This is a genomic window from Ruminococcus sp. NK3A76 (assembly GCF_000686125.1).
GTDB lineage: Bacteria > Bacillota > Clostridia > Oscillospirales > Ruminococcaceae > NK3A76.
The window spans coordinates 2,453,281-2,477,741 of record NZ_JMMA01000002.1 but is presented as its reverse complement, the minus strand read 5'-3'; the positions used below and the strand labels follow the sequence as shown (position 1 = coordinate 2,477,741).

Annotated in this window: 23 protein-coding genes; 15 read left to right on the top strand and 8 right to left on the bottom strand. The window is 49.8% G+C overall.

The features are described from left to right. Nucleotides 1-387: 387 nt before the first annotated feature. On the bottom strand, nucleotides 388-1,539 hold the full coding sequence (locus tag CD05_RS19865) for an NlpC/P60 family protein (protein ID WP_051588969.1): 1,152 nt from the start codon (nucleotides 1,537-1,539) through the stop codon (nucleotides 388-390). Nucleotides 1,540-1,919: 380 nt separating this feature from the next. On the opposite strand from CD05_RS19865, the gene CD05_RS0111535 reads away from it, so the two are divergent. The 6 genes from CD05_RS0111535 (at nucleotide 1,920) to CD05_RS0111510 (ending at nucleotide 7,032) form a co-directional block, all read left to right on the top strand. After that, a complete protein-coding gene (locus tag CD05_RS0111535) occupies nucleotides 1,920-2,573 on the top strand; it encodes a hypothetical protein (protein WP_028510628.1) in 654 nt (217 codons plus the stop codon). Between the two features lie 39 nt (nucleotides 2,574-2,612). Then, nucleotides 2,613-3,260 carry an HAD family hydrolase gene (locus CD05_RS0111530; protein WP_028510627.1) on the top strand — a complete coding sequence of 216 codons (648 nt, stop codon included), beginning with the start codon at nucleotides 2,613-2,615 and terminating at the stop codon, nucleotides 3,258-3,260. A gap of 70 nt (nucleotides 3,261-3,330) precedes the next feature. Next, the gene (locus tag CD05_RS20370; protein ID WP_084262170.1) at nucleotides 3,331-3,489 is read left to right on the top strand and encodes a rubredoxin; all 159 of its coding nucleotides are present in this window, start codon (nucleotides 3,331-3,333) and stop codon (nucleotides 3,487-3,489) included. A 380-nt stretch (nucleotides 3,490-3,869) separates the two neighbouring features. Further along, nucleotides 3,870-4,616: a type II secretion system protein gene (locus CD05_RS0111520; RefSeq protein ID WP_028510626.1), complete on the top strand. Its 747-nt coding sequence runs from the start codon at nucleotides 3,870-3,872 to the stop codon at nucleotides 4,614-4,616. 611 nt (nucleotides 4,617-5,227) lie between these two features. Further along, nucleotides 5,228-6,052 carry a glycoside hydrolase family 16 protein gene (locus CD05_RS0111515; protein WP_242841260.1) on the top strand — a complete coding sequence of 275 codons (825 nt, stop codon included), beginning with the start codon at nucleotides 5,228-5,230 and terminating at the stop codon, nucleotides 6,050-6,052. A 26-nt stretch (nucleotides 6,053-6,078) separates the two neighbouring features. Next, nucleotides 6,079-7,032: a glycoside hydrolase family 5 protein gene (locus CD05_RS0111510; RefSeq protein WP_028510624.1), complete on the top strand. Its 954-nt coding sequence runs from the start codon at nucleotides 6,079-6,081 to the stop codon at nucleotides 7,030-7,032. A gap of 62 nt (nucleotides 7,033-7,094) precedes the next feature. Here CD05_RS0111510 and CD05_RS0111505 read toward each other — a convergent pair whose 3' ends face one another. Together CD05_RS0111505 and CD05_RS0111500 are read right to left on the bottom strand one after the other, a co-directional pair. Further along, nucleotides 7,095-8,075: a hypothetical protein gene (locus tag CD05_RS0111505; RefSeq protein ID WP_028510623.1), complete on the bottom strand. Its 981-nt coding sequence runs from the start codon at nucleotides 8,073-8,075 to the stop codon at nucleotides 7,095-7,097. Then, a complete protein-coding gene (locus CD05_RS0111500; RefSeq protein WP_028510622.1) occupies nucleotides 8,072-8,629 on the bottom strand; it encodes a sigma-70 family RNA polymerase sigma factor in 558 nt (185 codons plus the stop codon). The genes CD05_RS0111505 and CD05_RS0111500 overlap by 4 nt, the downstream gene beginning before the upstream one ends. Before the next feature lie 354 nt (nucleotides 8,630-8,983). On the opposite strand from CD05_RS0111500, the gene CD05_RS0111495 reads away from it, so the two are divergent. Together CD05_RS0111495 and CD05_RS0111490 are read left to right on the top strand one after the other, a co-directional pair. Then, complete coding sequence (locus CD05_RS0111495; RefSeq protein ID WP_028510621.1) at nucleotides 8,984-10,096, top strand: CobW family GTP-binding protein; 1,113 nt, start codon at nucleotides 8,984-8,986, stop codon at nucleotides 10,094-10,096. 3 nt (nucleotides 10,097-10,099) lie between these two features. Beyond that, a complete protein-coding gene (locus CD05_RS0111490; protein WP_242841259.1) occupies nucleotides 10,100-11,059 on the top strand; it encodes a TIGR03943 family protein in 960 nt (319 codons plus the stop codon). Nucleotides 11,060-11,327: 268 nt separating this feature from the next. Here the strand turns inward: CD05_RS0111490 and CD05_RS18450 are convergent, their stop codons facing one another. Genes CD05_RS18450 through CD05_RS0111465 form a run of 5 tightly spaced genes read right to left on the bottom strand, consistent with a single transcriptional unit; the run spans nucleotide 11,328 to nucleotide 16,563 of the window. Beyond that, a complete protein-coding gene (locus CD05_RS18450; RefSeq protein ID WP_051588968.1) occupies nucleotides 11,328-11,804 on the bottom strand; it encodes a chemotaxis protein CheW in 477 nt (158 codons plus the stop codon). A 3-nt stretch (nucleotides 11,805-11,807) separates the two neighbouring features. Then, nucleotides 11,808-12,833 (bottom strand): chemotaxis-specific protein-glutamate methyltransferase CheB, encoded by a 1,026-nt coding sequence (gene cheB, locus CD05_RS0111480; protein WP_037322974.1) that lies wholly within the window; start codon nucleotides 12,831-12,833, stop codon nucleotides 11,808-11,810. Beyond that, the gene (locus CD05_RS0111475; RefSeq protein WP_242841258.1) at nucleotides 12,833-13,657 is read right to left on the bottom strand and encodes a protein-glutamate O-methyltransferase CheR; all 825 of its coding nucleotides are present in this window, start codon (nucleotides 13,655-13,657) and stop codon (nucleotides 12,833-12,835) included. Before CD05_RS0111475 ends, cheB begins: the two co-directional genes overlap by 1 nt. 57 nt (nucleotides 13,658-13,714) lie before the next feature. Further along, a complete protein-coding gene (locus tag CD05_RS0111470) occupies nucleotides 13,715-14,161 on the bottom strand; it encodes a chemotaxis protein CheW (RefSeq protein WP_028510617.1) in 447 nt (148 codons plus the stop codon). Next, nucleotides 14,158-16,563 carry a chemotaxis protein CheA gene (locus CD05_RS0111465; RefSeq protein ID WP_028510616.1) on the bottom strand — a complete coding sequence of 802 codons (2,406 nt, stop codon included), beginning with the start codon at nucleotides 16,561-16,563 and terminating at the stop codon, nucleotides 14,158-14,160. Before CD05_RS0111465 ends, CD05_RS0111470 begins: the two co-directional genes overlap by 4 nt. 246 nt (nucleotides 16,564-16,809) lie before the next feature. Here CD05_RS0111465 and zapA point away from each other — a divergent pair, with 246 nt between their 5' ends. The 7 genes from zapA (at nucleotide 16,810) to CD05_RS0111430 (ending at nucleotide 24,460) form a co-directional block, all read left to right on the top strand. Then, entirely contained in the window at nucleotides 16,810-17,634 is an 825-nt protein-coding gene (gene zapA / locus CD05_RS0111460; protein WP_028510615.1) for a cell division protein ZapA, read from the top strand. Then, nucleotides 17,634-19,697 (top strand): U32 family peptidase, encoded by a 2,064-nt coding sequence (locus CD05_RS0111455; protein ID WP_028510614.1) that lies wholly within the window; start codon nucleotides 17,634-17,636, stop codon nucleotides 19,695-19,697. The genes zapA and CD05_RS0111455 overlap by 1 nt, the downstream gene beginning before the upstream one ends. Next, nucleotides 19,694-20,131: a dUTP diphosphatase gene (dut, locus tag CD05_RS0111450; protein WP_028510613.1), complete on the top strand. Its 438-nt coding sequence runs from the start codon at nucleotides 19,694-19,696 to the stop codon at nucleotides 20,129-20,131. Before CD05_RS0111455 ends, dut begins: the two co-directional genes overlap by 4 nt. Nucleotides 20,132-20,152: 21 nt before the next feature. Further along, a complete protein-coding gene (locus tag CD05_RS0111445; RefSeq protein ID WP_028510612.1) occupies nucleotides 20,153-21,307 on the top strand; it encodes an amidohydrolase in 1,155 nt (384 codons plus the stop codon). A gap of 19 nt (nucleotides 21,308-21,326) precedes the next feature. Then, nucleotides 21,327-22,169 carry a fumarate hydratase gene (locus CD05_RS0111440; RefSeq protein ID WP_028510611.1) on the top strand — a complete coding sequence of 281 codons (843 nt, stop codon included), beginning with the start codon at nucleotides 21,327-21,329 and terminating at the stop codon, nucleotides 22,167-22,169. Between the two features lie 373 nt (nucleotides 22,170-22,542). Further along, nucleotides 22,543-23,004, top strand: coding sequence for a hypothetical protein (locus CD05_RS0111435; RefSeq protein ID WP_028510610.1), 462 nt, complete (start codon nucleotides 22,543-22,545; stop codon nucleotides 23,002-23,004). Then, nucleotides 22,991-24,460, top strand: a complete 1,470-nt coding sequence (locus CD05_RS0111430) for a PH domain-containing protein (protein WP_051588967.1) — start codon at nucleotides 22,991-22,993, stop codon at nucleotides 24,458-24,460. The genes CD05_RS0111435 and CD05_RS0111430 overlap by 14 nt, the downstream gene beginning before the upstream one ends. The last annotated feature ends 1 nt before the right edge of the window (nucleotide 24,461 follow it).

Below are 24,461 nucleotides of genomic sequence, written 5' to 3'. Positions count from 1 at the left end.
CTTTCATAGATATTATATCACTTAATCCGGGCTATTGCAAGTATATCCCAAATATGAACGGCTATATTTGCTGTAAATGTGTATTGATTTAGCGTGATAAACTATGGTATAATGGTGGTGACACAATGATCGGTTAACCAATATGTCTCAGTAACACTTTTGAAAAAGGGAGTAAAGCAAAAGCGCGGTGGCGATAAAGAAGTATTTGACAATTACAGCTTTGTATGAGCCACCGCTAAAAGAATAAATAATAAAGAAGAAATAATAAAAAGGTATCGGCTTGCATTCGATGATCTAAATATCATCGGCGCAGCCGATACCTTTATTATTCGTTATTCTTTTTTCTTTATTATTTTTTTATTTTAGCAGCGGCATAGCCGATGCGCCTCATATGAGTCTTCTTATCGTATTTATGCCGTAGTAGCCGAGCTGGCTTACAGGCTCTATCGTGATGCCCTTTGCAGGGTTAGATGCGTGGACGAACTTGCCGCCGCCGATGCAGAGCGCTGCATGGCCGTAGCCGCAGCAGATTATCAGGTCGCCTGCCTGCATATCCTTATAGCTTACAGCCTTGCCGTAGGCTGCCTGTGCAGCAGCGTTGTGGGGGAGGCTGATGCCTGCCTGTGCAAAGCACTGCATCGTAAGGCCTGAGCAGTCGGTAGCCCTGAAGCTCGAACCGCAGTAAACATACGAGCCGCCAGCGTTTGCGATGCCGTAGTCAACTATCTTCTTTATCTTTGCAGCCCTTATCTGAGCGGCTGTCTGCTTTATCTTTATCTTCTTGACAGCGCTGTATCTGCCGTAATACTTCTTGCCTGAGATAGTCCTGAAAGCCTGCACCTTGACGTAATAGGTCTTGCCGCCTGTGAGCTTCTTCAAGGTCACGCTGAGCTTTTCGGGCTTTACGGTGATGTATTTTACCTTGCTCTTTTTCTTGAAGGTCTTGTCGGTGCTGTATGCTATCCTGTAGCCTGATGCACCCTTTGTCTTTTTTATCTTTACGGTCGCTGTGGCGGCCTTGGAAGATGTCACCTTTGCTATGGTGCTTTTCGGGGGTAGAATGATGAATGTCTTTGTGACGCTCCCGCCGTAGATGCCGGTGCCTTTTATCGTGACAACGCCCTTGCCGGGGTTGCGGTTGGTGCCGTAGGTCACTGTGTAATCCTTCCCCGGGAGAAGCTCCTTGTTGTCAAGTGTGACAACCGGCTTGGGGAGAATGGACTTGCCGTTGTAGGTGTACTGTGACGATACGTTTGTGATGCTGATGTCCTTGATGTCGATGAGCTTCGGTGTCACTTCGGTCTTGACATAGCCGCATTCGGTGCAGGTGAGCTTTCTCTCACCCTCGATTTCTGTTGTGGCTGCCTTGGTGACTGCCGGAGCGCCGAAGCTGTGTTTTTCGCAGACAGATGATACTGTTGCTGCCTGCCCCTGTGCGATGTCGCTGTTGTCAGCGCTTGCACAGGTGAGTGTCGATAATGAAATAACTAATGCTGTCGCTATCGAGAGCGACGTTCGGACTACCGTTCTTTCTTTCATAAAAAATCATATCCTCTCTTTGTTGTTTTAGGCAACACCGTACAAAGCCTTCAGGCGGTCTTTGTGCGGTGTTGCCTTTACACCCTCTCCGGGACACGGGCCCGTGGGGCGTTTCTATGTTTGATTTTTGTTGTACTTATAGTATACCACATTTTAACCGCTCTGTAAACATTTTGGCGGATTTTTCCTCGTAAACGACAATATGTATAAAGGATTTGCATTGTTTTAGTTTAAAATAACGGTAAAATTACCAGTAAATAGCAAAATTGGCGTAATATGTCTGTTACTGTTGTAACCAAATTGTAACCAGATTCGACAGGTTGATTTTTGCCCTGCGGTGTGATATAATATGTATAAATATATCGAAAGGAAGCAGGCGTATGAAGCAGTGGATAACCTCTCCGGAGCAGTATAAGGGTCTGCAAAAGGGCAGAATGAATACAGCGCAGCAAAACCTTGCTGCAAACACTGCTGCATTTGCAGGCAGCGAGGGCAAGCTGCTGCACGGGCAGGGCGGTGAGACGCTAAAAAAGCTCACCTACGGCAAGAATTCGCTCTCGTGGTGCGGCTGCGAGCTGATAGCCGTTGCAAACGCTATGCTGCTAACAGGGCACAGCATACCGCTGCCTGAGATAGTGTTTGAGTTTGAGATGAACAAGATGCAGCTGCTTCTTCCCTCGGGTTATTTCGGCACTTCGCCCAAAAAGATAAGGCGCTATTTTGAACACAAGGGCGTGCCGTTCCACAGCTTTAAGAGGGTAGACGAGCTTGAGCGATACATTGCCGATAAGGACACGGTCTGCGGCATACTCTCCTTCTGGAACAGGGAGATAAAGGGCAAAGGACCCGGGCGGCTGCTGTTTTTTACCAAGGGGCTGCACACGGTGGCTTTTTTAAAGAAGCACAGCAGCATCTATATCTACAACCGCCGCAACAGCGCAAGCTCGGCATCTAAGTACGACAGCATCTCCGAGGTGATAGGTGGCAGGCGGTTTATCCTCTCCTATGTGCTCGATGAGGACGTAAAGTCCTGAGCTGCCCTGATATACCATATATAAAGAAAAGGAAAAACTATGAGATACAAATATGTGATATTCGACCTTGACGGAACGATACTTGACACGCTTGATGACCTTGCAGATGCAGCGAATGCTGCACTGGCATCAATGGGGTATCCAAAGCGTACAAAGGACGAGGTGAGAATGTTTGTCGGCAACGGCATAAGAAAGCTCATCGAGCGTGCGACCCCCGACGGCATTTCTGAGGAGGATACAGTGAAGACGCACGAGGCGTTCACCGCTTACTATTCCGTTCACTGCAAGGACAAGACAAGGCCTTATGAGGGGATCCCCGAGCTTGTGAGCGAGCTGAAAGCTAACGGCATACGCACGGCTGTTGTATCCAACAAGGCAGACTACGCCGTGAAAAAGCTCTGCGAGGAGTATTTCGGCGGCATATTCGATATAGCCATAGGCGAGCGTGAGGGCATACGCAAAAAGCCCGCCCCCGACAGCGTGCTTGAAGTTATGCGTGCGCTGGGCGCTGACGCTGAGCATACTATATATATAGGAGATTCAGATGTCGATATAATGACAGCGAAAAACAGCGGTATCGGCTGCATAGGCGTTTCATACGGCTTCAGGGGCAGAGATTTCCTTAAAGAGCACGGCGCAGAGGTGATAGCCGACACTGTGGCAGAGCTCAGAGAGCTGCTTTTATAATGCAAGACGCACACAATAATTATGTATATCAATGCAAAATAATAAAAGTGAAAGTGAGGTGTAAAGGAAAATGGCAGTATATGCTTGCTCAGTATGCGGCTGGGAATACGACGAGGAAAAGGGCGCTCCCGATATGGGAATAGCCCCCGGCACCAAGTTTGAAGACCTTCCCGATGATTTTGCCTGCGCATTATGCGGCGTCGGCAAGGATCAGTTTGAACAGCAGTAAACACTATCCTTAAAAGAAAAAGAGAGATGTGAGTCTGAACGCTCGCATCTCTTTTTCTTTTTTTAATTCATATAACATTTAAAATTAATGTTAAGTTTTTCAAACGTTTAAGTGACTTTATTGATCTCCGGGTTATTCCGATATATATATTATCAAAGAAATTATATTGTTTTTCGGGTGAAAAGAGTATTTAAAAGAAGTTCTTTACTTAATACATATAACTTTTTTTGGAAAAATTAAGTATTTAAAACGTTTGAGAACAATTCAAACATTTGCAATATTATACGAAATGTGCTATAATATGTATATGGGAAGAACTTAAAGATCACTTATTGCCGAAGGGGTATCGGCAGGAGTGAAATAACTAATGGGGTGATATTATGAAAGAGAATAAGAAAGGTTTTACGCTCGTTGAGCTGATAGTTGTTATAGCTATTATCGGAACACTGGCAGCTATACTTATCCCGACCATATACAGATATGTAAAGGACGCAAAGATACAGGCTGCTATCGCAGATGCAAGAACGATCAAGTCCGCAGTTGAGGCATCGCTTGTAAAGAACATCATGCTAAACGGCGAGACAGCTGAGAACGGCTTCAACAAGGTGCTCTATCTTGATCAGGACAGCAGCAAGGCCTTTAAGGACAGGAACAAGGAGATAGTCGGTGCCTTCACAAACTACAGCTGGGTCGTTTACAAGACTAACGGCAGTTCCAGCAGCGGCAGCTCTCAGTCTCTTGACAAGGTAATTGCAGGCGCACTTGATAACTCGGTATCCGAGACCTGGGAAGTCGGCACAAAGACTAACCCTATGGGTTACAATACATCTAAGAAGAACGCTGCCAAGTATCTGAAGGACTGCAAGACTAACTTCGGTCTGGTCGTTGTGTATAATACCGACGGTACTGTACGTCTTATGCAGATATACAGAAAGGGTATAATGGTAACTTACGTCGACGGTAAGTATATCGCAAATGCAAAAGCAGATGCGCACTTTATCGGCATGGGCACATGGAACACCATTTACACCGACAGCGGCGAGTACGCACCGGAAGATGCCTACAATGTTAATCTCTCAAACAAGCAGATAGGCACCGACGGCAACCTCGGCGGCTGGTACAACTGATAAGAGCTTTAAGGCAACACCGCCGGGCCACCGGCGGATACCTTTGCACGCCATCCACTTGCAAATTTTCCGTCATATTACCCAAATTTACCTTGAAATACGTTAGTATTCCTGCGGTAAATTTAGCCAATCTGACGAAAAATTTGACTGCGTGTCTGACGTACAATGGCCCAGCGGTGTTGCCTTAAACATCCGAAAATTCAAAATATCCTCTCATTTCGAGAGGATATTTTTATAGCCGGAAGCTTAGGAAAAACAAGCCGGCAGACCGCAATTAAAGAGAGAATTTTATAGGCAACACCGCACAAAGACCGCCTGAAGGCTTTGTACGCAACTTACTTGCATCTTTTCCGTCATATTACACATTTTTTCCTTGAAATACGGTAGTATTCCTTCGGAAAATCTGTGCAATCTGACGAAAAAGCTGACTGCGCAATTTGCGCACAATCTTCGTGCGGTGTTGCCTATAAGTATATGAACTTTTTTCTTATGTTACAGATTTGATATAAAGGCGAAAACTATTATATTATTTTGCCTTGTCAGATGATATAATACATACAATGAAAAACGCAAAAAACACAGTGAACGGCTAATTGAAGGAGGAACTTGAAATGATAAGAAAGGGTATGGTATTTTCGCTCGTGCTTGCAGCACTTATGATGACAGCCTGCGGTGACGGCAGCTCGTCTTCATCGGCTGACAGCGCATCATCGGGCAGCTCGCAGGCGGCTTCCTCGGCAGCTGACAGCGGTGCAGCAGATACTAAATCATACAAGACAGACGAGGGTATGTATGCTGACTTCTCAGAGGGTATGCCTTCCTTTGCAGAGTGCTCTAACGGCTGGACGAACGGAAGTATGTTCAATGTTTTCTGGAGAGAGGAAAACACAAAATTTGAAAACGGCAAGATGCAGCTCGTGATAGACAATGACCCCCGTGAGGAGCAGGGTATACCTTACTCCGGCGGCGAGTTCAGGACGAAGGATTTCTACGGCTACGGCAGATATGAGGCAAGCATCAAGGCTATAAAGAATGACGGTGTCGTAACATCGCTCTTTACCTACACAGGCCCCTCTGACAACAACCCGTGGGACGAGATAGACATCGAGATCCTCGGCAAGGACACAACAAAGGTGCAGTTTAACTACTTCACCAACAGCCAGGGCAACCACGAGCATATGCACGACCTCGGCTTTGACGCTTCCGAGGATTTCCACACATACGCCTTTGAGTGGCACAAGGACAAGATAGTATGGTTCGTTGACGGCGTTGAGGTCTACACGGCAACAGACAACCTCCCCTCTACAGAGAGCAAGATAATGGCTAACGTATGGGCAGGCAAGGGCGTTGACGGCTGGCTCAACAGGTTTGACGACAGCAATATACCGCTTACAGCTGAGTACGAGTGGGTGAAGTTCACTCCCTTTGACGAATAATAAAGGAATAATTGGAGGAAGAAAATATGCTTAAGGAAAAAGGCTTTTACAGGGGAGTAGACCTCGGCGGCTGGCTCTCGCAGTGCGATTACAGCGACGACAGGCTCAACAACTTCATCAAGGAGGAAGACTTTGCGACTATCGCCTCATGGGGGCTTGACCATGTAAGGCTTCCCTTTGACTACAATATCTTAGAGAACGCTGACGGCTCGGTGAACGAGCAGGGCTATGCCCACATCGAAAGAGCTATAGGCTATGCAAAGAAGAACGGCCTTAAGATAGTGCTTGACCTGCACAAGACAGCAGGCTTCTCGTTTGACTACTACAGCGAGAACGAGCACGGTTTCTTCGAGAGCGAGGAGTATCAGGAGAGATTCTACAAGCTCTGGGAGGAGATGGCAAAGCGCTTTGGCAAGTACAGCGACGATGCTGCTTTCGAGCTTTTAAACGAAGTTACAGATGATAAGTTCATCGGCGTCTGGAACAAGGTCATAAAGACTTGCATAGGCAGGATAAGAAAGTATGCCCCCGACACGATAATCATAGTAGGCAGCTACTGGAACAACCACGCATCGGCTGTTGCAGCGCTGGAGAAGCCATATGACGACAAGGTGGTATACAACTTCCACAGCTACGACCCGCTGAAATTCACACATCAGGGCGCATACTGGACAGACCTTATCAAGCCCGAGGAGCGTGTGAGCTTTGAGGAGTCAGAGGTCGATGATGAATACTTTGAGAAGATGTTCGGCTCGGCGATCGAGAAGGCCAGGGCTGAGGGCACAGACCTCTACTGCGGCGAGTACGGCTGCATAGACATTGTATCTCCCGAGGACACGCTCAAATGGTATAAGGCTATCAACAGGGTGTTTGAGAAATACGGCATTGCAAGAAGCGCATGGAGCTTCAGGGGCATGGATTTCGGTCTCAGCGAGCCCAGACTTGACAGCGTAAGGGGAGAGCTTTTAAAGTATTTCTAAAAGGATATGAATACGCCCCGAAACGGTTATGATGCCGTTTCGGGGCGTTGTGCTGTTTGGGTTCAGTTTTCGGGGGTGTAGGTATTGCCGTTGTAGCTGAAGCTTGCGATGTTATCAACATCAAAGTGTTGTGCGCCGAAGGTAACGTCAACTACCTTAAAGGTCTGCGTGCTGCCGTCCTTGAAGGTGAGGACAGACTCGGCGTTGTTGGTGAAGGTGTTTTCCACTCCGTCTGCGGTGGTGTCTGTGCGAATACCAAGCTCGGAGAAGTAAACGCTGCTGCCGTCATCTGCTGTGAGAGTTACGTCTTTGAGGTTGGTCGTGGCGTTTATCTCAATATCGCCGATACCCTCAAAGATACCGGGCTGAATATCATCAAGACCCATATTCTTGCTTGTGATAGTCGAGAAGTCAAATGCCCTGACGATAATATCCTCATTACCCGCAAGTCGGTTTTTGTTCACGCTGAATGTGAAGGTCATTTCGCCATTTTCGCCCTGCTTGCCGTACATAAGGTCTGCTGTGCCGTTCATATATGAGAGCAGGCTGCCGCTTTTGTCAAAAGCCTCCATAAAAGGTATCTGCTGACCCGAATCATAGCCTAAAAACTCGTCTTCGGTCATCAGCTCGACATCTTCGGGGAGAATGAGCAGCTTTTCTAAATAATCTCTGCCCGCATCATCAAGTGCCTGTAATGTGGCTGTACATTTTACATAGTATTTGTCGGCAAGCACGGTGTCTACCGTCAGTCTGATGTGTTCGTTCTGATAGTAGGCGGGCTGCTGCTCGGTCTTTTCAATTACGCTCATTACATCGCTGTCATCATATTCGTGGGCGACGTTTTCCTTGTTTGAGATGATGTTGCTCCTGACTGCCGCAACTGCGCCTATCGTGAAAACAGCCGTCAGCGCCGCAGCCGCTGCCGCTATGGCTATAAGCCTTTTGGGTCTTGTGTGTGATACTCTTATGCTCTTCTCTTCCGTGAGAAACTGCTCGTCTATGCCTGACATAAGCTCGAGTGCTTTTAAGTTTTTATCATTCATAAAAAGTCCTCCTTTTTGAGATATTCGGCAAGCTTTTTTCTTGTACGCATAAGCGTTACCTTGACCTTGCTCTCGCTGAGTGAATACATCTTGCATATATCGCTTATGCTGTCAAGATAGAAATAGCGCCGTATAAAAAGCCTTCTTTTGTCCTGCGAGAGTGTGGAAAGAAACCTATTGACAGCGTCAATGAACAGTTGCTGCTCTGTCTCCTTTTCAAGATCCTGCGAGGAGGGGAGCAGCTCGCCTATCTCGTCAAGCGGCTCTGAAAGCCTGTCGTGAGAGCGCTTGGCGGCGGCTTTTTTGCGGTATCTGTCAAGCGCTATGTTGCGCACCATAACGCTGAGATATGCAGCAAGGCTTTTGGGGCTGTCGGGTGGGATGCTGTTCCACGCCTTTAGCAGCGTGTCATTTTGCACCTCTTCGCTCTCGCCTGTGTCGCCCAAGATATTCTGCGCTATCTTTTTTATCAGAGAGCCGTAGCTTTCCTCGCACGCAGTCAGCGCACGCTCGTCTCTGTTAGTAAAAAGCTCGGTTATTTCGCTGTCGGTCATTTCTTCACCGCCCTTTCACTTATATTGACGCATTCGGAGGTGGAAGCGTTACACTTTTTTATGGATTTTTCCATTCACAATTTCCCCCTTGATTTATCGGCAAAAAAGTGATATAATAAACATTTGTAAGAATTATTCAAGGCAATACCGCACGACCATTGTGCGTCAGACACGCAGTCAGATTTTTTGTCAGATTGCCCAAATTAACCGCAGGAATACTACCGTATATTCCGTATACTAAAGTATGCGGAGGTGAATTTGGGTGATATGACGGAAAATCTGCAAGTGTATGGCGTACAAAGGCTTGTGCCGGTGGTCGTGCGGTATTGCCTTAATACAGAAAGGAAGATCATTATGACAAAGATAACCATATTCTCGGGCTTTCTGGGTGCAGGCAAGACAACGCTCATCAAGAAGCTCATAGCAGACGGCTTTAACAACGAGCAGCTCGTGCTCATAGAGAACGAGTTCGGCGAGATAGGCATAGACGGCGGATTTTTGCAGGAGGCAGGCGTGCAGATAACCGAGATGAATTCCGGCTGTATCTGCTGCTCGCTGGTAGGCGACTTCGGCAAGGCATTAGAGCAGGTGCTGGAGCAGTACCACCCCGACAGGATACTCATTGAGCCCTCGGGTGTCGGCAAGCTCTCAGACGTTATCAGGGCAGTTCAGAATATAAACGCACACGATGTCGAGCTCGACGGCTTCACAACAGTAGTAGATGCCAAGAAGTGCAAGATGTATCAGAAGAACTTCGGCGAGTTCTTTGACAACCAGATAACATACGCAAGCTGCCTTATTCTGAGCCACACAAAGGGTCTTTCTCAGGAAAAGCTCGACGACGCTGTGGCAAGGCTCAGAGCGCTCAATGACAAGGCAACTATAGTCACCACCGACTGGGACGAGCTTTCGGGTGCGGCTATCGTTGAGGCTATGACACAGAAGAACACTCTCGATGACGAGCTGGCATCGCTTCTTGCCGAGGCGCAGAAGGAGAGCGAGGAGCACGAGCATCATCATCACCATGACCATGAACACGAGCATGAGCATGAGCATGAGCATGACCACCACCATGACCATGACCACGAGCATGAGCATGAGCACCACCACGACCACGGCCCTGACTGCACCTGCGGCTGCCATGACCATGACCACGATCACGAGCATCATCATCACCACGCTGACGATGTGTTCACAAGCTGGGGCGCTGAGAGTGCCAAGAAGTTCACCAAGGAGGAGATAACCGCCGCCCTCGAAGCTCTTGAAAACGAGGAGAAATACGGTCTTATACTGCGTGCAAAGGGCATCGTTCCTGCAACTGACGGCAGCTGGATACACTACGATTATATCCCCGGCACACCTGATGTAAGAACAGGTGCGGCAGGCGTTACGGGCAGGCTTTGCGTTATCGGCTCGAAGATAAACGAAAAGGCTATTTCAGAGCTTTTCGGCGTAGAGGAGGCATAAAAAATGCAGGGTATGCCCGAGATAAGAGTGCCTGTATACCTGTTCACGGGTTTTCTCGAAGCAGGCAAGACAAGGTTCATTCAGCAGACACTTGAAGACAAGCGCTTCAACACAGGCGACCGCACGCTCATTATCCTCTGCGAGGAGGGCGAGGAGGAGCTCGATGTTTCAAAGATGTCGTCAAAGGACGTAAAGGTAGTCACCATTGAGGACGAAAGCGAGCTTACCGAGGCCAACATCAGCCGCCTTTGCGACGAGGCAGATGCACAGAGGATACTGATAGAATACAACGGTATGTGGCAGATGAATACTCTTTTCAACGCCCTGCCGGCAGATTTCGGCATCTATCAGGAGATATGCATAGCCGATGCGACGACCTTTGAAAACTACAACGCAAATATCCGCAGCCTTGTTGTAGACAAGCTGCAGACAGCAGAGCTCATCATATTCAACCGCTATGACAAGAGCATAGACATGATGACGCTGCACAAGATATGCCGGGGTGTCAGCAGGGGCATAAACATCGCCTACGAGTACACCGACGGCAGGGTGCAGTATGACGACATAGAAGACCCTCTGCCTTTTGATGTCAACGCAGACAAGATAGTGCTTGATGACAAGGACTTTGCGCTCTGGTACAGAGACATAATGGAGGAGCCCAAGAAATACGTCGGCAAGACTATGACCTTCAAGGGCATTGTCGCTGTTGACAAGGCTTTCCCTGAGAACACCTTTGCTGTAGGCAGGCACGTCATGACCTGCTGCATCGAGGACATTCAGTACATGGGTCTTGCTGCCGAGTGGACAGGGGTCAGCAACATAAAATCCCGTGACTGGATAAAGGTCACAGGCGTTATCGCATACGAAAAGAACAAGCTCTACCGTGGCAAAGGCCCGGTGCTGAAAGTCAGCGAGGTATCAATGTCTACTCCGCCCAAGCAGGAAGTAGCGACATTCTTCTGAAAAAGCTATGCTTTTTCAGAAGAAAATGCATTATGCATAATGCATAATTAAGGTGTCCTGCTGACGCAGGACAGTTGCCCATTCGGGCGAGCCGCCTGCGGCGGCTGATACGCTACACCTAATACTATATGAAAACAAATGCCCCGGAGATTATCCACAAATCTCTGGGGCGTACTGTTTTATAATCCGTGCGGCGCAGCCGCACACCTCAATTATGCATTATGCATTTTAAATTATGAATTAAAAAAAGCCCCCTCAGGGGGCTTTTTTATTCGTCGCTCTCCGGGGGAGCGTCAAGAATGTGCGTGTCGCTCTCGTTGAACATCTTGTGTACGTCAATGATGTAGCAGGTGCGCTCACCGTCCATGAAAACACCTGTCAGATAGCGTGAGCAGGCGTCGTCGTTGAGGTTCGGGGGAGGCTTGATGTCGCTCTCGTCGAGCTTCTGAAAGCTAAGTATCGTGTCTATCAGTATGCCTGCACGCTTGCCCTCGGCCTCGCAGATTATTATTACGTTGCGGTTGGTTATCTCCTTGTCGGGATAGCCAAAGCGCAGCCTTGAATTAATTACCGGAACGATGCCGCCCTCGTAGGTCACGGTGCCTGCTATGTAGTCGGGAAATTCGGGTATCTTCACGGGCTCGGTCGCTTGTAAAATGACGACGATGCTGCCCATTGGTATGGCAAATATCCTGCCGTTTACCTCAAAGCGCAGATATTCGTTTTTGTTGTCTAAGGTTATCATGGCTTATTTTCCTTTCAGCTTTTTGTATATCTCGTAGGATATCTTGTTGAGCGGTGCCTGAACATCTACAGCCCCCATCTCAAAGGCGGCCTTTGGCATACCGTAGACAAGCGAGGACTTCTCGTCCTGACCTATGGTGAAAGCGCCTGCTTTTTTCATCGCAAGCAGACCTGTCGCACCGTCATCTCCCATGCCTGTGAGTATTACGCCTATCGCATTTTCCTTGGCGCAGTAAGCGCAGGACTCAAACATGACATCGACGCTCGGGCAGTGGCCTGACACCTTGGGGCCTGCCTCGCAGGTCACAAAGTAGCCGTTTCTGTCCTTGTATACCCTCATGTGGCGGCTGCCCCGTGCGATGACTGCCATGCCACGCTTAAGATACATTCCGTCAGTTACCTCCCTGACATCTATCTTGAGCATCTTGTTTAACCTCTGGGCGTATATCTCGGGATAGCCCTCGGGCATATGTATCGTGCAGATTATCGGCGGCGTGTGGGTGTTCATGCCTTCGAGCACCTTGGGCAGTGCTTCTGTAGCGCCTGTCGAGCCGCCTATGGCTATTATCTTGTCGGTCTTTTCATCAGTGCCGAAGGTCTTTACCTTGTAGCTGTGCGTGCCGGAATGGATATTCTTGGCATTCTTTGCCTGCCTTACGGCATTTGCAAGCTGCTCGCCGAACTTTGCAAGCTCAGCGCCCGATGCAAGGTTACGGGGCTTTGCCACGAACTCCACAGCGCCGGCTTCTATCGCCTTGATAGCGCTTTTTTCCTCAGACGAGCATACCACGACGGGTATAGCATACTGAGGTATGAGCTTTTTGAGAAACTCCACGCCGTTCATCTTCGGCATCTCTATGTCAAGCGTCATGACATCGGGCTTTAAGCTGATTATCATGTCTCTTGCGTTGTATGCGTCCTCAGCCTTTCCGACAACGTGAATGTCGGGATTGTCGTTGAGTATCTTTTCAAACACCGTCCGGTAAACGGCCGAGTCATCGCAGATGAGCACTCTTATCTTGTTGTCCATCAGCCTTCACCTCCGCCGTGTGTTATTTTCTGATAGATAGCAGTCCTGACCTTGCGGTACATCATATTCTCGGGCGCACTCTCAGCATGGCCTATGTAGAGGTAGCCCCCCTCGGCCGACGCATCGTAAAAGCGCCTGCAAAGCATACTTTTTGTGCGCTCGTCAAAGTATATCATAACATTGCGGCATAATATGAGGTCAAACTTGCGCTTGAACTCTATCGGCTCCATAAGGTTATGATATTTGAATATGACATCGCTTCTTATCTCGTCTGTTACCTGATAGATGCCCTTGGCCTTCTTTACAAAGTATTTCTCACGCCAGCCGGGGGGCAGCTGCTCTAAGTCCTGCTCGGGGTACATACCGTTCTTGGCGTTTCTCAGTGCGTGGAAGGATACGTCAGTTGCAAGTATGCGGCAGTCCCACTGCTTTTTCGCAGCACCCAGGAACTCGTTTGCGCACATGGCAAGGTTGTAGGGCTCGTTGCCGAACGAGCAGCCTGCGCTCCATATAGCGAGCGTCTTGTCCTCCCTTGTCTTTACCGCATCGGCGAGAAAGACGTTCATGAAGTGGTCAAAATGCTCGGTCTCACGCATGAAGTATGTGTGATTTGTCGTTATCCTGTTTATCATGTTGGCGACTTCTCTGCCGGTCGTGTCGTTGTAGAGCGCCGTGCAGTAATCGGAAAAATCACGGAAGCCGCAGTCAAGTATGTAGTTTGAGAGCCTTGTTTCAACAAGGAATTTCTTATCCTGCAAATTTATGCCGTATTTGAATTTTACAAACGTCACCAGACGCTCGAAATCACAGTCAAGTATCTGCATAAGCATTTCTCCCTATTGTCAATAGTGAATATCGAACTGTTAACTGTTACCTGCTGACTATTGACTGTCAAGTCCCACCAGCTCGTTCCAGTCGATAAGTGCTGTGCGTGTGCCGCCACGGTCGAGCAGGCCTCTTATCACAGAGCCTTTCTTCGGGTAGGGGATTATCTCCTCTGCCGTGACCCTTTCAACATCGAGCACACGGTTTACTATCACGCCGATGTTTGCCTTGTCACGCTCGGTGACGATGATGCAGGTCTTTTCATCGTATTCCTGCTTGGGCTTGCCTATGCGCAGGTTGAAGTCCATAACTGGCACCACCTGGCCGCGCAGGTTTATAACGCCCAGCAGAAAATCCGGCAGCTTGGGTATCTTGGTTATCTCAGGTATCTCGATGATATCGGTTATGTCCTTGATATCAAAGGCGTATATATCACCGCTGCAGGTGAAGGTCATTATCTGGCCGCTGAGATCATCAAGAGTTACATTTTTTTCTTCACTCATCTGCCTTCACTCTCCTCCAAATTACCTATTATCTCTTTCATGTCGAGAATCGTCGTTATTGAGCCGTCACCCAGCACCGAGCAGCCCGAGAGCCCCTGCTCCTTTAGCTTGTACTGCGAGAGCAGCACCGAGAAGGGCTTTACTACCACCTGCTGGTCGGCTATCAGCCTGTCGGCAAAGAAGCAGGCCTTTCTGCCGTCGGCATCGCAAAGAAGTATAACTCCGTCGGTCAGCGGCTTGTTCTCGCCGGGCACGCCGAAGATGCGGCTCATTCTGTAGAGCGGCAGGCACATACCACGGCGCATGATAAGCGTGTCGTTTTCCATGAGCATATCGGGTGTCGCCCTGAAAAGCTCGACTATTATATTCTTGGGTATCGAGAAATTATACCCTGCAACGTCTATGCCCATTACGTCTATGATAGACAGCGAGAGCGGTATCTTTATGGTGAATGTCGAGCCCTCGCCGAGCTTTGAGTCAACATACAGCTTGCCGCCGACTGACTCGATGTTCTTTCTTACAACGTCCATACCAACGCCACGGCCTGAATATTCGGTGACCACCTCGTTGGTCGAGAAGCCTGCCGCCATGATGAGTGAGAAAGCCTCTCTGTCGGTGTATTCGCTCTCGGGCTTTGTGAGTATGCCGTTCTTTCTGCCCTTTGCAAGCAGCTTGTTCCTGTCCATGCCGGCACCGTTGTCACGGCACGATATCACGACCTCGCCCGAGTCATACCCTGCCGAGAGGGTGACGGTGGGCGGCTCGGTCTTGCCTGAAGCCTTTCTTTCGTCGGGAGTCTCGATGCCGTGGTCTACGGCGTTTCTAACTATGTGCATGAGCGGGTCGTTCAAGATATCGACTATCGACTTGTCAACTTCTGTTTCCTCGCCCTCAAATACCAGCGTTACCCCCTTGCCGAGCGTCTTGTTCATGTCACGCACAACTCTCGTCATCTTGGAGAATGCGTTCGATACAGGCACCATTCTGATGCTCATTACCACGTCCTGAAGCTCGTCGGTGAGCTTTTTGAGGTCACGGGAGGATTTCTGGAACCTGTCAAGGTTTGTGCTGACGTTTTTAAGGTCAGGGCTTGATATTACCATTGATTCGGTGATAACTATCTCCGCCACGAGGTCGAGCAGCTTGTCGAGCTTTTCGAGCTTGACTGATATGATGCTCGATGTCTTCTCACCGCTGCCGCCGGGCTTTTTGGGTGCGGGGGCGGCCTTTTTGGCTTCCGGCTTTTGTTCTGCGGCCGGGGCTGCTGCCTGTGAGGGAGCAGCTGCCTGCGGTGTGGGGGCTGCCGGGGCAGCACTCTTGTCGGGTTTTGTCACAGACTCGGCTGATACTACGTTCAGGCCTTTTTTGAGCTGCTCTGTGACGGCGTTTATATCGTCTGTTACGAGCTTGATAAACAGCCCGTCTTTCATTATCGCATCGCCGGACTTGTCGTCATTCAGGTCAGGCGGATATGTGCCGCAGACCTCTGCTATGTCGCCTAAGCTCTTTACGAGAATGAGCGCTCTGATAGTCGGCATCATGCACTCCTCGTCAAAGGTCACTCTCACGGTCAGAAGCTCCTCAGGCTCGTCGTCGGCAAACACACCGTCTGGGATATTGCCGGAAGGCGCTGCACCTGATGAAGCCCCGGCAGCAGGCCTTGTGATAAGCTCTGCCTTGTCAACGTCTATGCCGTTTTGCAGCTTGTCGAGCACTGCCTCGTTGCTGTCGGTCACAAATTTTATGAACAGGCCGTTTTTGAGTATCTCGGCACCTGATTTGTCGTCATTGAGGTCGGGAGGGTATGTGCCGCAGACCTCTGCTATGTCGCCTAAGTTGCGCACGAGTATCAGCCCTCGGATAGTGGGCATCATGCATTCCTCGAAGAATGTGACCTTTGCGGTCATGACCTCCTCCGGCTCGTCCTCCGGGAAGATAGATGCAAGGTCAAAGCCGCCCTCGTCCTTACCGCCTGCTGCGGCAGCACCGTCCTCGCCCTTCATCACGGCTGCGAAGGCTCTTATCTTGTTCATGAGCTCTGTAAAGTCTGTGAGCTCCTGCGAGTCGTCCTGGATAACGTCTATCTCGTTTTTTAGGCTGTCAGATGCAGCGAAAAGCAGCTCGTACATGGCAGGCTTGTCGTACTGCACCGAGTTGTCCTCACGGATTATATAGAAAAGGTCCTCTACCGAGTGGGCGAGCTTTGACATATTCTGCAAGCCCATCATAGCGCTCGAGCCCTTTATCGTGTGCATGACACGGAATATCTCGGCGATATCATCGGGCAGCAGCTCGTCATTCTCCGTTCTCATCAGTATATCGTCAAGCTCTTCAAGGAGCGAGGACGTTTCAAACACAAAGGTATCAAGCATGGCCTCCATGCCGGCCTCGAATTTAGCCAAGATAATTCACCCTTTCAGTTAGGATTTTTATATTATTAAAAAACAAAAGAATATATTACGCCTGATTATATTATACCAAAAAATTTAATATTTTGCAAGATGCGAATATCACATTTAGAGTTATATTTTTTTGTATAATATAAAAAAAATTCCCAAAACCTCTTGTAGTTTTTACTAAAATATAGTATAATATGAATAATAGTACCCAGCAGAAGGACTTATTATATCTGAAAGGTGAGAAGTGTTATGAAAAACAAGGTCTTGGTAAAAATCTACGGCAGGGATTATCTGCTCGCAACTGAGGAATCGCAGGGCTATTCCGACAGGCTGGCCGATATGCTCAACGAAAAGCTCAGAAAGGCTATGACAGGCAAGAGCGAGCTCTCACGCCTTGACGGTGCGATGCTTGTGGCTTTAGAAGCACTTGACGAGGCTTACAAGAACCGCCAGAGCATAGACAACATAAGAGGCCAGATAAAGGATTACGTTGAAGCCGCAGACAAGGCAAAGGCTGAGGCTGAGAATGTAAAGAAGGACTGCGCCCAAAAGCTCGCAAAGGCCGAGAAGCAGGTGAGCGAGCTCGAAGCAAGGTGCAAAAAGCTCGAGGAGGAGGGCAGGATAGCCGTCCAGAATGCAAGCAAGATAGCTGCCGGCACTAATCTTTATATGGATAAGTCCAACAAGCAGACCGAGCAGATAAGAGAGCTCAGCACCAAGCTCACCACGATAGAGGCTGAGAAGGCCACCATGAACGCTGCCATGAAGCGTGTGGAGAACGAAAAGGCAGTGCTCGACGGGGCTATGAGAAAGCTCGAAAACGAGAACAAGTCGCTTAACGAGGCGATAGATAAATATGAAAAGGGCAGCGCTGTCTTCATGGACAAGGCTGACAAGCTGGAGAGCGAGAACAACAAGCTCAGAGAGAATATGAAGCAGTTTGAGCGTGAGAATGCATTCCTTAAGGAGAAGATAAACCAGCTGGAGGCTGAGAAAGCCCCTGCTGTAAAGCAGCCGAGCCGTGTTACACTTGCAGGGCTGACACAGAATAACTCCGGCAAGGGCAATAAATAATGGCAGAGGTGCTTTCCCCCTGCGGAGGGTATGAGACACTCGAAGCAGTGCTCAGAACAGGCACAGATGCGGTCTACCTCGGCTCACGGCATTTCAGTGCGAGAGCGTCGGCGCATAACTTTGATGAGGGCGAGCTTGAACGTGCGGTCTATGAATGTCACAGGCGTGGGGTCAAGCTCTATCAGGCGATAAATACCTTGGTCACCGACGACGAGCTGCCGCTGCTGATAAGTGAGATAGAAACGGCGTGCAGGCTTGGTATCGACGGCATCATCACGCAGGACTTAAGCATTCCTTACATCGTAAGAGAATGCTGCCCCAAGCTGCCTATCCACGCATCGACTCAGATGACAGTTCATACTGCGGCAGGTGTCAGGGCGGTCAAAGCGCTCGGCTTCTGCCGTGCCGTGCTTTCAAGAGAGCTTCCGGGCGACATTATAAAAAGCCTTGCCTCGCTCGGCATCGAGACTGAGGTGTTCGTTCACGGGGCTTTGTGTATGTCCGTTTCGGGGCAGTGCTATATGAGCGCCGTCATCGGCCAAAGAAGTGCAAACCGTGGTATGTGCGCTCAGGCGTGCAGGCTGCCGGCAAGCGCTGTAAGGGGCAGCGAGAGGTATGACCTGTCGCTCAAGGATATGTCGTATATCCCGTTTATAAAAGAGCTTGACGATATGGGCGTCACCTCGCTTAAGATAGAGGGCAGAATGAAGCGCCCCGAGTATGTCGCAGCGGCGGCAAATGCCTGCAACACGGCACTTTCAGGCGGCGTGCCCGATATGAAGACGCTCTCGGATGTCTTTTCCCGTGAGGGCTTTACCGACGGGTATTATTACAGGAAGACAGGCCGTGAGATGTTCGGCACACGCACAAAGGAAAACGTCAGGGCGGCAAACGATGCCATACCGAAGATACACGAGCTCTACCGCACGCAGCATAAGTATGCACAGGTGAGCTTTTCGCTCTATGCCCACGAGGGCGAGCCGGCAAGGCTCACAGCATATGACGAGGGCGGCACCGCCGTCACCGTGACGGGGGATACCGTGCAGACGGCACTTAAGCGCCCGCTTGATATAGAATACATCACATCACAGCTCTCAAAGCTCGGCGATACGATTTATTCGCTCGGCGAGGTGAGTGCCGATATCTCGCAAAGTGCTATGATACCGGCATCGCAGCTCAACGCTCTGCGACGTGAGGCGTGCAGCTTGCTTGACAGGGAGCGTGCGGCTGCGAAAACGAAAGTGTACGAATTTTCACCCTTTAAATTCAAGCCTGAGCCTCACGGCAGGCAGGATAAGCAGCTCAGGATATTTGTAAGCGATGTATCGCAAATAGACGGTGCCGACATAAGCGGCGTGTCGCTTGTGTGTATACCGCTCGGGCAGGAGAAAAAAGCGCTTGCTGCCGGGATAGCTGCTGAAAGGCTCGCTGTCGTGTGCGACAGGTTCACATTCGACGAGCAGGGGCTCACAGAGCGGCTGAGGGCGGCGCATCAGGCAGGGATAAACAGGCTCATAGCGACAAATATTGCGCATATACAGCTTGGAAAAGACCTTGGCATGAGAGTGTCGGCTGACTACGGGCTGAACATAACAAACTCCGTCTCGGCGCAGGTGCTTTGTGACATGGGCGCAGAGGATATCACCCTGTCGTTCGAGCTGAAAGCCGGAAAACTCAGGCAGATAAGCTCGCCTGTGCCTGTGGGCGTGTTTGCTTACGGGCGGCTGCCGCTGATGCTCACAGTCAACTGCCCGGTAAGGCAGGCTGTCGGCTGCAAGGGCTGCAAAATGGAGCTTTATGACCGCACAGGCAGGGTATTCAAGATAAAATGCCGGAAGGAGTGCGGCTATGTCGAGATACTCAATTCAGACCTGCTCGTTATGAGCGACAGGCTGAGTGAATTTGACGGGGTCGATTTCCTGTCGCTGTATTTTACTGACGAAAGTGCAAAGCGTGTGGGTGAGGTCATATCGGCCTACCGCAGCGGCAGCGCACTTGAAGAAAAAAACATCACCCGGGGATTATATTTCAGAGGGCTGATACAGAAAGAGGAAAACAAATGAGATTACTTGTAAAAAAACTGAGAGAAAACGCAGTAGTACCCAAAAGGCAGACACCCTACAGCGCAGGCTATGACCTTTGCGCCACAGAGGACGTGACTGCAAAGGCAGGGGAGACTGTAAAGATACACACAGGGCTTTCCGTCGAGGTCGAGGGGGCAAAGGACGTTTGCCTTTTCATCTACGCAAGAAGCTCTCTTGCAACAAAGCTCGGCCTTGCGCCTGCAAACTGCGTGGGCGTTGTTGACTGGGATTACAGGGGCGAGATAATAGTAGCCCTTCACAACCACAGCAATGATGACAGGGAGATAAAGGCCGGCGACAGGGTGGCACAGCTTGTGATAACGCACGTTTTAACACCCGAGACTCAGGAGGTAGAGGAGCTTTCTGACACGGTAAGAGGCGAGGGCGGCTTCGGCTCAACGGGAACTAATTGAATATTCTAAGGACTTGACTGAATGAACTGTATAAAAAATGCTAAAATAATAACAATGGACAAAGACCGCCGCATCATAGACCGTGGCTACATCAAATGGCAAAACGGTATCATAACCGAGATAGCTGAGGGCGAGTGCGGCGATGTGAACGCATATGACGCTATGGGGCAAACGCTCTACCCGGGATTTATTGATGCGCACACCCACCTGGGACTTACGACAAACGGTGTCGGCGAGGAGAGCGAGGACTTCAACGAGGAAAGTGAGCCCTGCACGCCGCATATGCATATAATAGACGGCATAAATCCCTTTGACATCAGCTTCAGCGAAGCGCTCAAGGCAGGCATCACCTCGGCAGTCGTCTCACCCGGCTCGGCAAACGCCGTGGCAGGCGACATAGCGCTCGTGAGCACTCACGGCAGGCGTATAGACAAGATGCTGCTGCGCACGGTGGGTGTAAAATTTGCTATGGGCGAGAACCCGAAGATGATATACTCCGGCAAGGAGCAGACACCCTACACACGCCAGGCTATCGCTGCGATAATCAGAGAAGCGCTCAACAAGGCAAAGCGCTATATGCAGGATAAGCAGAAGGCGCTCGAAGAAGACGAGGACGAGCCTGAGTATGACATAAAGAACGAGGCGCTGATACCGCTTCTGCAAAAGAAGGTCAAGGCGCATTTTCACTGCCACAGGGCAGATGATATCTTCACGGCGATAAGGATAGCAAACGAGTTTGACCTTGACTACGTTCTTATCCACTGCACCGACGGTCATCTGATAGCAGATGAGCTTAAAGAGGAGGGGGCATATGCCGTGTGCGGCCCTCTGCTTTGCGACAGGTGCAAGCCCGAGCTTGCAAACCTTACCCCCGAGAACCCTGCACTGCTTGACAAGGCAGGCGTGTGTGTATCTATATGCACCGACCACAGCGAGACGCCGATACAGTATCTTCCGCTCACAGCAGCGGTGGCTGTCAAAAACGGCCTGCCTCACGACAGGGCGATAGAAGCTATAACCATAAACCCTGCAAAGGCTGTCGGTGCTGATGACATCATCGGCTCGCTTGAAGCAGGAAAGAATGCCGACATGGTGCTCTTTGAGGGCGACCCGCTCGACATCTACCAGTCGCCAAAGCTGGTCGTCGCAGGCGGAGAAGCATTTGGTGAATCATAAACAGGAAGGAAAGATAACATTGCGTGAGATAAACGTTAACGAGATAGAAGAAAAAGTAAGAGAGCTCTGCATAAAGGCCAACCTCTACCTGCCCAAGACTCTTGAAGAATGCATAAAGTGCGGCAGGGAAAAGGAAGAGTCGCCTGTCGGAAAAAATGTCTTTGATGACATAATCGACAACATAAACGTTGCCCGTGAGCAGACTATCCCGATATGCCAGGACACAGGCATGGCTATAATCTTCATGGAGGTCGGGCAGGACGTACACTTTGTCGGCGGCGACATAAACGAAGCTATAAACAAGGGCGTTTCAAGGGGCTACATAGACGGCAGGCTGCGCTGCTCTATCGTTGCCGACCCGTTAGAGAGAGTAAATACACAGGACAACACTCCGCCTGTCGTGCATCTTAAGTTTATACAGGGCGACAAGGTGAAGATAATGGTCGCTCCCAAGGGCTTTGGCTCTGAGAATATGTCGGCTCTTAAGATGATGACACCATCTGTTACGCACGACGAGATAGTTGATTTCGTGGCAGAGAGCATAGCAAAGGCCGGCTCTAACCCCTGCCCCCCGATAGTGGTGGGTGTCGGCATCGGCGGCGATTTTGAAAAGTGCGCTTACCTTGCAAAGAAGGCGCTCTGCCGTGATGTTGAAAAGAGAAACGAAAAGCCGCTATACCGTGAGCTTGAGCAGAAGATGCTCGATAAGATAAACGCTCTCGGCATAGGTCCTCAGGGCTTCGGCGGCACTGTGACCTGTCTTGCCGTAAACATCGAGGAAGCACCGACCCACATAGCAGGCCTTCCCGTCAGCGTGAATGTCGGCTGCCATGTTACCCGCCACGCAGAAGCGGTCATCTGATAAGCCTGCGGCTTTTCAGATAGTTAACAGTTAACAGTGAACAGTTTACAGCCCCGGTGCGCCTGCGGCGTTTATTGCAAGTTTCGCTTTGCGAAGCTTGGCTGTCTGCGTAAGCAGACGAGCGCCATTTCGGCCTGTCGGTCGGGCGGTATAAGCTCACGGCGAGGGCTTATGCGCCCTTACATTCCATAGGTGGCAGTTTCTGAAACTCGCCGGAGGGAAACGCCCGAATGGGCATCCGTCCGCCGAAGGGAAATGTTTTGCATAGCAAAACTTTCTTCTTATCGGCTTTGCCGATAAGATACGACACCTTAACTGTTAACTGATAACTGTAAACTGTTAACTTCAAAAAGAGCGTAAGGAGATAAGTCCTATGCATATGTATAAGCCGTCAAGGCTCGCAATGATATCTATATATCTTTTTGTTATAATATTGTCGCTTGCTTTGTGTTTTGCGTGCGGCTTTCTTGCTATGTTCAAATCCATAATTTTCTGGTATGTGATGCTGTTTATAATCATACTCACCTTCCTTGTGCTGCTCATTGTCGTGCCGCTGTTTTTCTCGCTGACACGCTATTCGGTCAGCCGAAATGAGCTTATCTGCAAGACGGGTGTATTCATTTACAAAAAGCAGTTTATGAAGCTGAGCTCGGTGCGCTCGTTCACGGCTGTCGTCACACCGCTCAGCCAGGCGACGGGGCTCAATTTCCTTATAGTCAACTCCGTCGGTTCAAGGGTAGTCATGATGTTTTTAAGCAGGGGCGATGTCAAGGAGATAAGCTCATACCTTGACAAGACGCTCAGAAAGGAAAGCGCTGCCGATGAAACAGCATAAGGCTATGAGGCGCATAAGGGAATTCCTGCGGCACCGCCAGCACCCGATGATGATACTCGGCTATACGTCAAGGGCTATGTGGCTGCTGCTGATACCGCTTGTAAAATACCTTGTGGCGCTGAAATTCGATATACGCTCGTGGCTCGTCACCAACTGGGTAGATATCCTTGCTATCAGTGCGATATTTGCCTTTGCGGTGCTGAGGTGGGTGTTTATATATTTTGAGATAGACGAAAAGAGCATGACCGCACACTCGGGCTACTTCGGGCTTGCGGCGACAAGGCTCGCTTTTGAGGTCGTGACCACCGTGTCTGTACACCAGAGCTCGTTCCAGCGGCTTTTCGGGGCGAGCACGCTGTATATCGACACAGATGCAAAAAGCGTCTCAAGGGCTGATATTATACTCGTGCTGCCAAAAAAGCGTGCAGAGCATATCTTGGGCCTTATAACCGATGACAGCTCGCACGGGGTAAAATACACCGTCGAGAGCAAAAAGCGCAGCCAGCTTGCGTTCTCGATGTTCTTCTCGTCAACGCTGTCGGGTGTTGTCATCTTTGCGGGTCTTCTTTTCGAGGCCTCACGCATTGTTGACAGAAAGATAGAGATAATCATTCTTAACACCGCAGCCGGCGAGATATCAAAATACACACAGAAGATACCCTTTATCATAGTCATATCTGCGCTCGTGGTGATAGGCGGCTGGCTTTTGTCGTTCTTTGCAAACCTCATGCGTTACTGGCATTTCTCGGTCACAAGGCAGGGCGGCAGGCTGACAGTCAGGAGCGGTATATGGACGCTTCGCCACGATGTCATGGACAGAGACAGGATATACTACTACGACATAACACGCTCGCTGCTTATGAAGATATTCCGCATATGCACGATAAACGTCTACTGCACAGGCTACGGCAAGCGCCGCAGCGAGATACCCACTATTGCGCCGATAACCACCGACAAAGAGGTAGACAAGACCCTTTCGTTGCTGATGCCACGCTTTGCACGCCCCAAAACGACCCTCACCACAGGCAAGCGTGAGCTGTGGCGGTTTATATGTATACCGTTCGTGGTGTTCATGTTCGTGCCGGTGCTCAGGCAGGTGGCTGTGTTCATCTTCCCGAGGTGGGTCAGCGAGATAAACATAATCTCCTTTATATCATCAGTTCCCTGCATATGGCTGATCATAGTAAAGCTCGCGGCGGCTTTCAACACGGGCATAGGCTTCAACGACAAGTGCTGTGTGCTCGATTATTGCAGCTTCTACCGCTTCCACAGGGTGGTCATCAAAAGAGACAAGATAACCCGTGTGGCGATACTCCAGACATGGGCGCAGGAGAAAAAGGGCTACTGCTCTGTCGAGATATGCACAGAGAACGAAAAATACAAAAAACACATAATAAAACACCTGCCCGTAGATGCGGCAATGAGCATTCTGCGCACAAACGGGCTGGCTGTATGAT

Coding starts and splice junctions, on each gene's coding strand:
- CD05_RS19865 (WP_051588969.1), bottom strand. CDS start 1,539: ATGAAAGAAAGAACGGTAGTCCGAACGTCGCTCTCGATAGCGACAGCA.
- CD05_RS0111535 (WP_028510628.1), top strand. CDS start 1,920: ATGAAGCAGTGGATAACCTCTCCGGAGCAGTATAAGGGTCTGCAAAAG.
- CD05_RS0111530 (WP_028510627.1), top strand. CDS start 2,613: ATGAGATACAAATATGTGATATTCGACCTTGACGGAACGATACTTGAC.
- CD05_RS20370 (WP_084262170.1), top strand. CDS start 3,331: ATGGCAGTATATGCTTGCTCAGTATGCGGCTGGGAATACGACGAGGAA.
- CD05_RS0111520 (WP_028510626.1), top strand. CDS start 3,870: ATGAAAGAGAATAAGAAAGGTTTTACGCTCGTTGAGCTGATAGTTGTT.
- CD05_RS0111515 (WP_242841260.1), top strand. CDS start 5,228: ATGATAAGAAAGGGTATGGTATTTTCGCTCGTGCTTGCAGCACTTATG.
- CD05_RS0111510 (WP_028510624.1), top strand. CDS start 6,079: ATGCTTAAGGAAAAAGGCTTTTACAGGGGAGTAGACCTCGGCGGCTGG.
- CD05_RS0111505 (WP_028510623.1), bottom strand. CDS start 8,075: ATGAATGATAAAAACTTAAAAGCACTCGAGCTTATGTCAGGCATAGAC.
- CD05_RS0111500 (WP_028510622.1), bottom strand. CDS start 8,629: ATGACCGACAGCGAAATAACCGAGCTTTTTACTAACAGAGACGAGCGT.
- CD05_RS0111495 (WP_028510621.1), top strand. CDS start 8,984: ATGACAAAGATAACCATATTCTCGGGCTTTCTGGGTGCAGGCAAGACA.
- CD05_RS0111490 (WP_242841259.1), top strand. CDS start 10,100: ATGCAGGGTATGCCCGAGATAAGAGTGCCTGTATACCTGTTCACGGGT.
- CD05_RS18450 (WP_051588968.1), bottom strand. CDS start 11,804: ATGATAACCTTAGACAACAAAAACGAATATCTGCGCTTTGAGGTAAAC.
- cheB (WP_037322974.1), bottom strand. CDS start 12,833: ATGGACAACAAGATAAGAGTGCTCATCTGCGATGACTCGGCCGTTTAC.
- CD05_RS0111475 (WP_242841258.1), bottom strand. CDS start 13,657: ATGCAGATACTTGACTGTGATTTCGAGCGTCTGGTGACGTTTGTAAAA.
- CD05_RS0111470 (WP_028510617.1), bottom strand. CDS start 14,161: ATGAGTGAAGAAAAAAATGTAACTCTTGATGATCTCAGCGGCCAGATA.
- zapA (WP_028510615.1), top strand. CDS start 16,810: ATGAAAAACAAGGTCTTGGTAAAAATCTACGGCAGGGATTATCTGCTC.
- CD05_RS0111455 (WP_028510614.1), top strand. CDS start 17,634: ATGGCAGAGGTGCTTTCCCCCTGCGGAGGGTATGAGACACTCGAAGCA.
- dut (WP_028510613.1), top strand. CDS start 19,694: ATGAGATTACTTGTAAAAAAACTGAGAGAAAACGCAGTAGTACCCAAA.
- CD05_RS0111445 (WP_028510612.1), top strand. CDS start 20,153: ATGAACTGTATAAAAAATGCTAAAATAATAACAATGGACAAAGACCGC.
- CD05_RS0111435 (WP_028510610.1), top strand. CDS start 22,543: ATGCATATGTATAAGCCGTCAAGGCTCGCAATGATATCTATATATCTT.
- CD05_RS0111430 (WP_051588967.1), top strand. CDS start 22,991: ATGAAACAGCATAAGGCTATGAGGCGCATAAGGGAATTCCTGCGGCAC.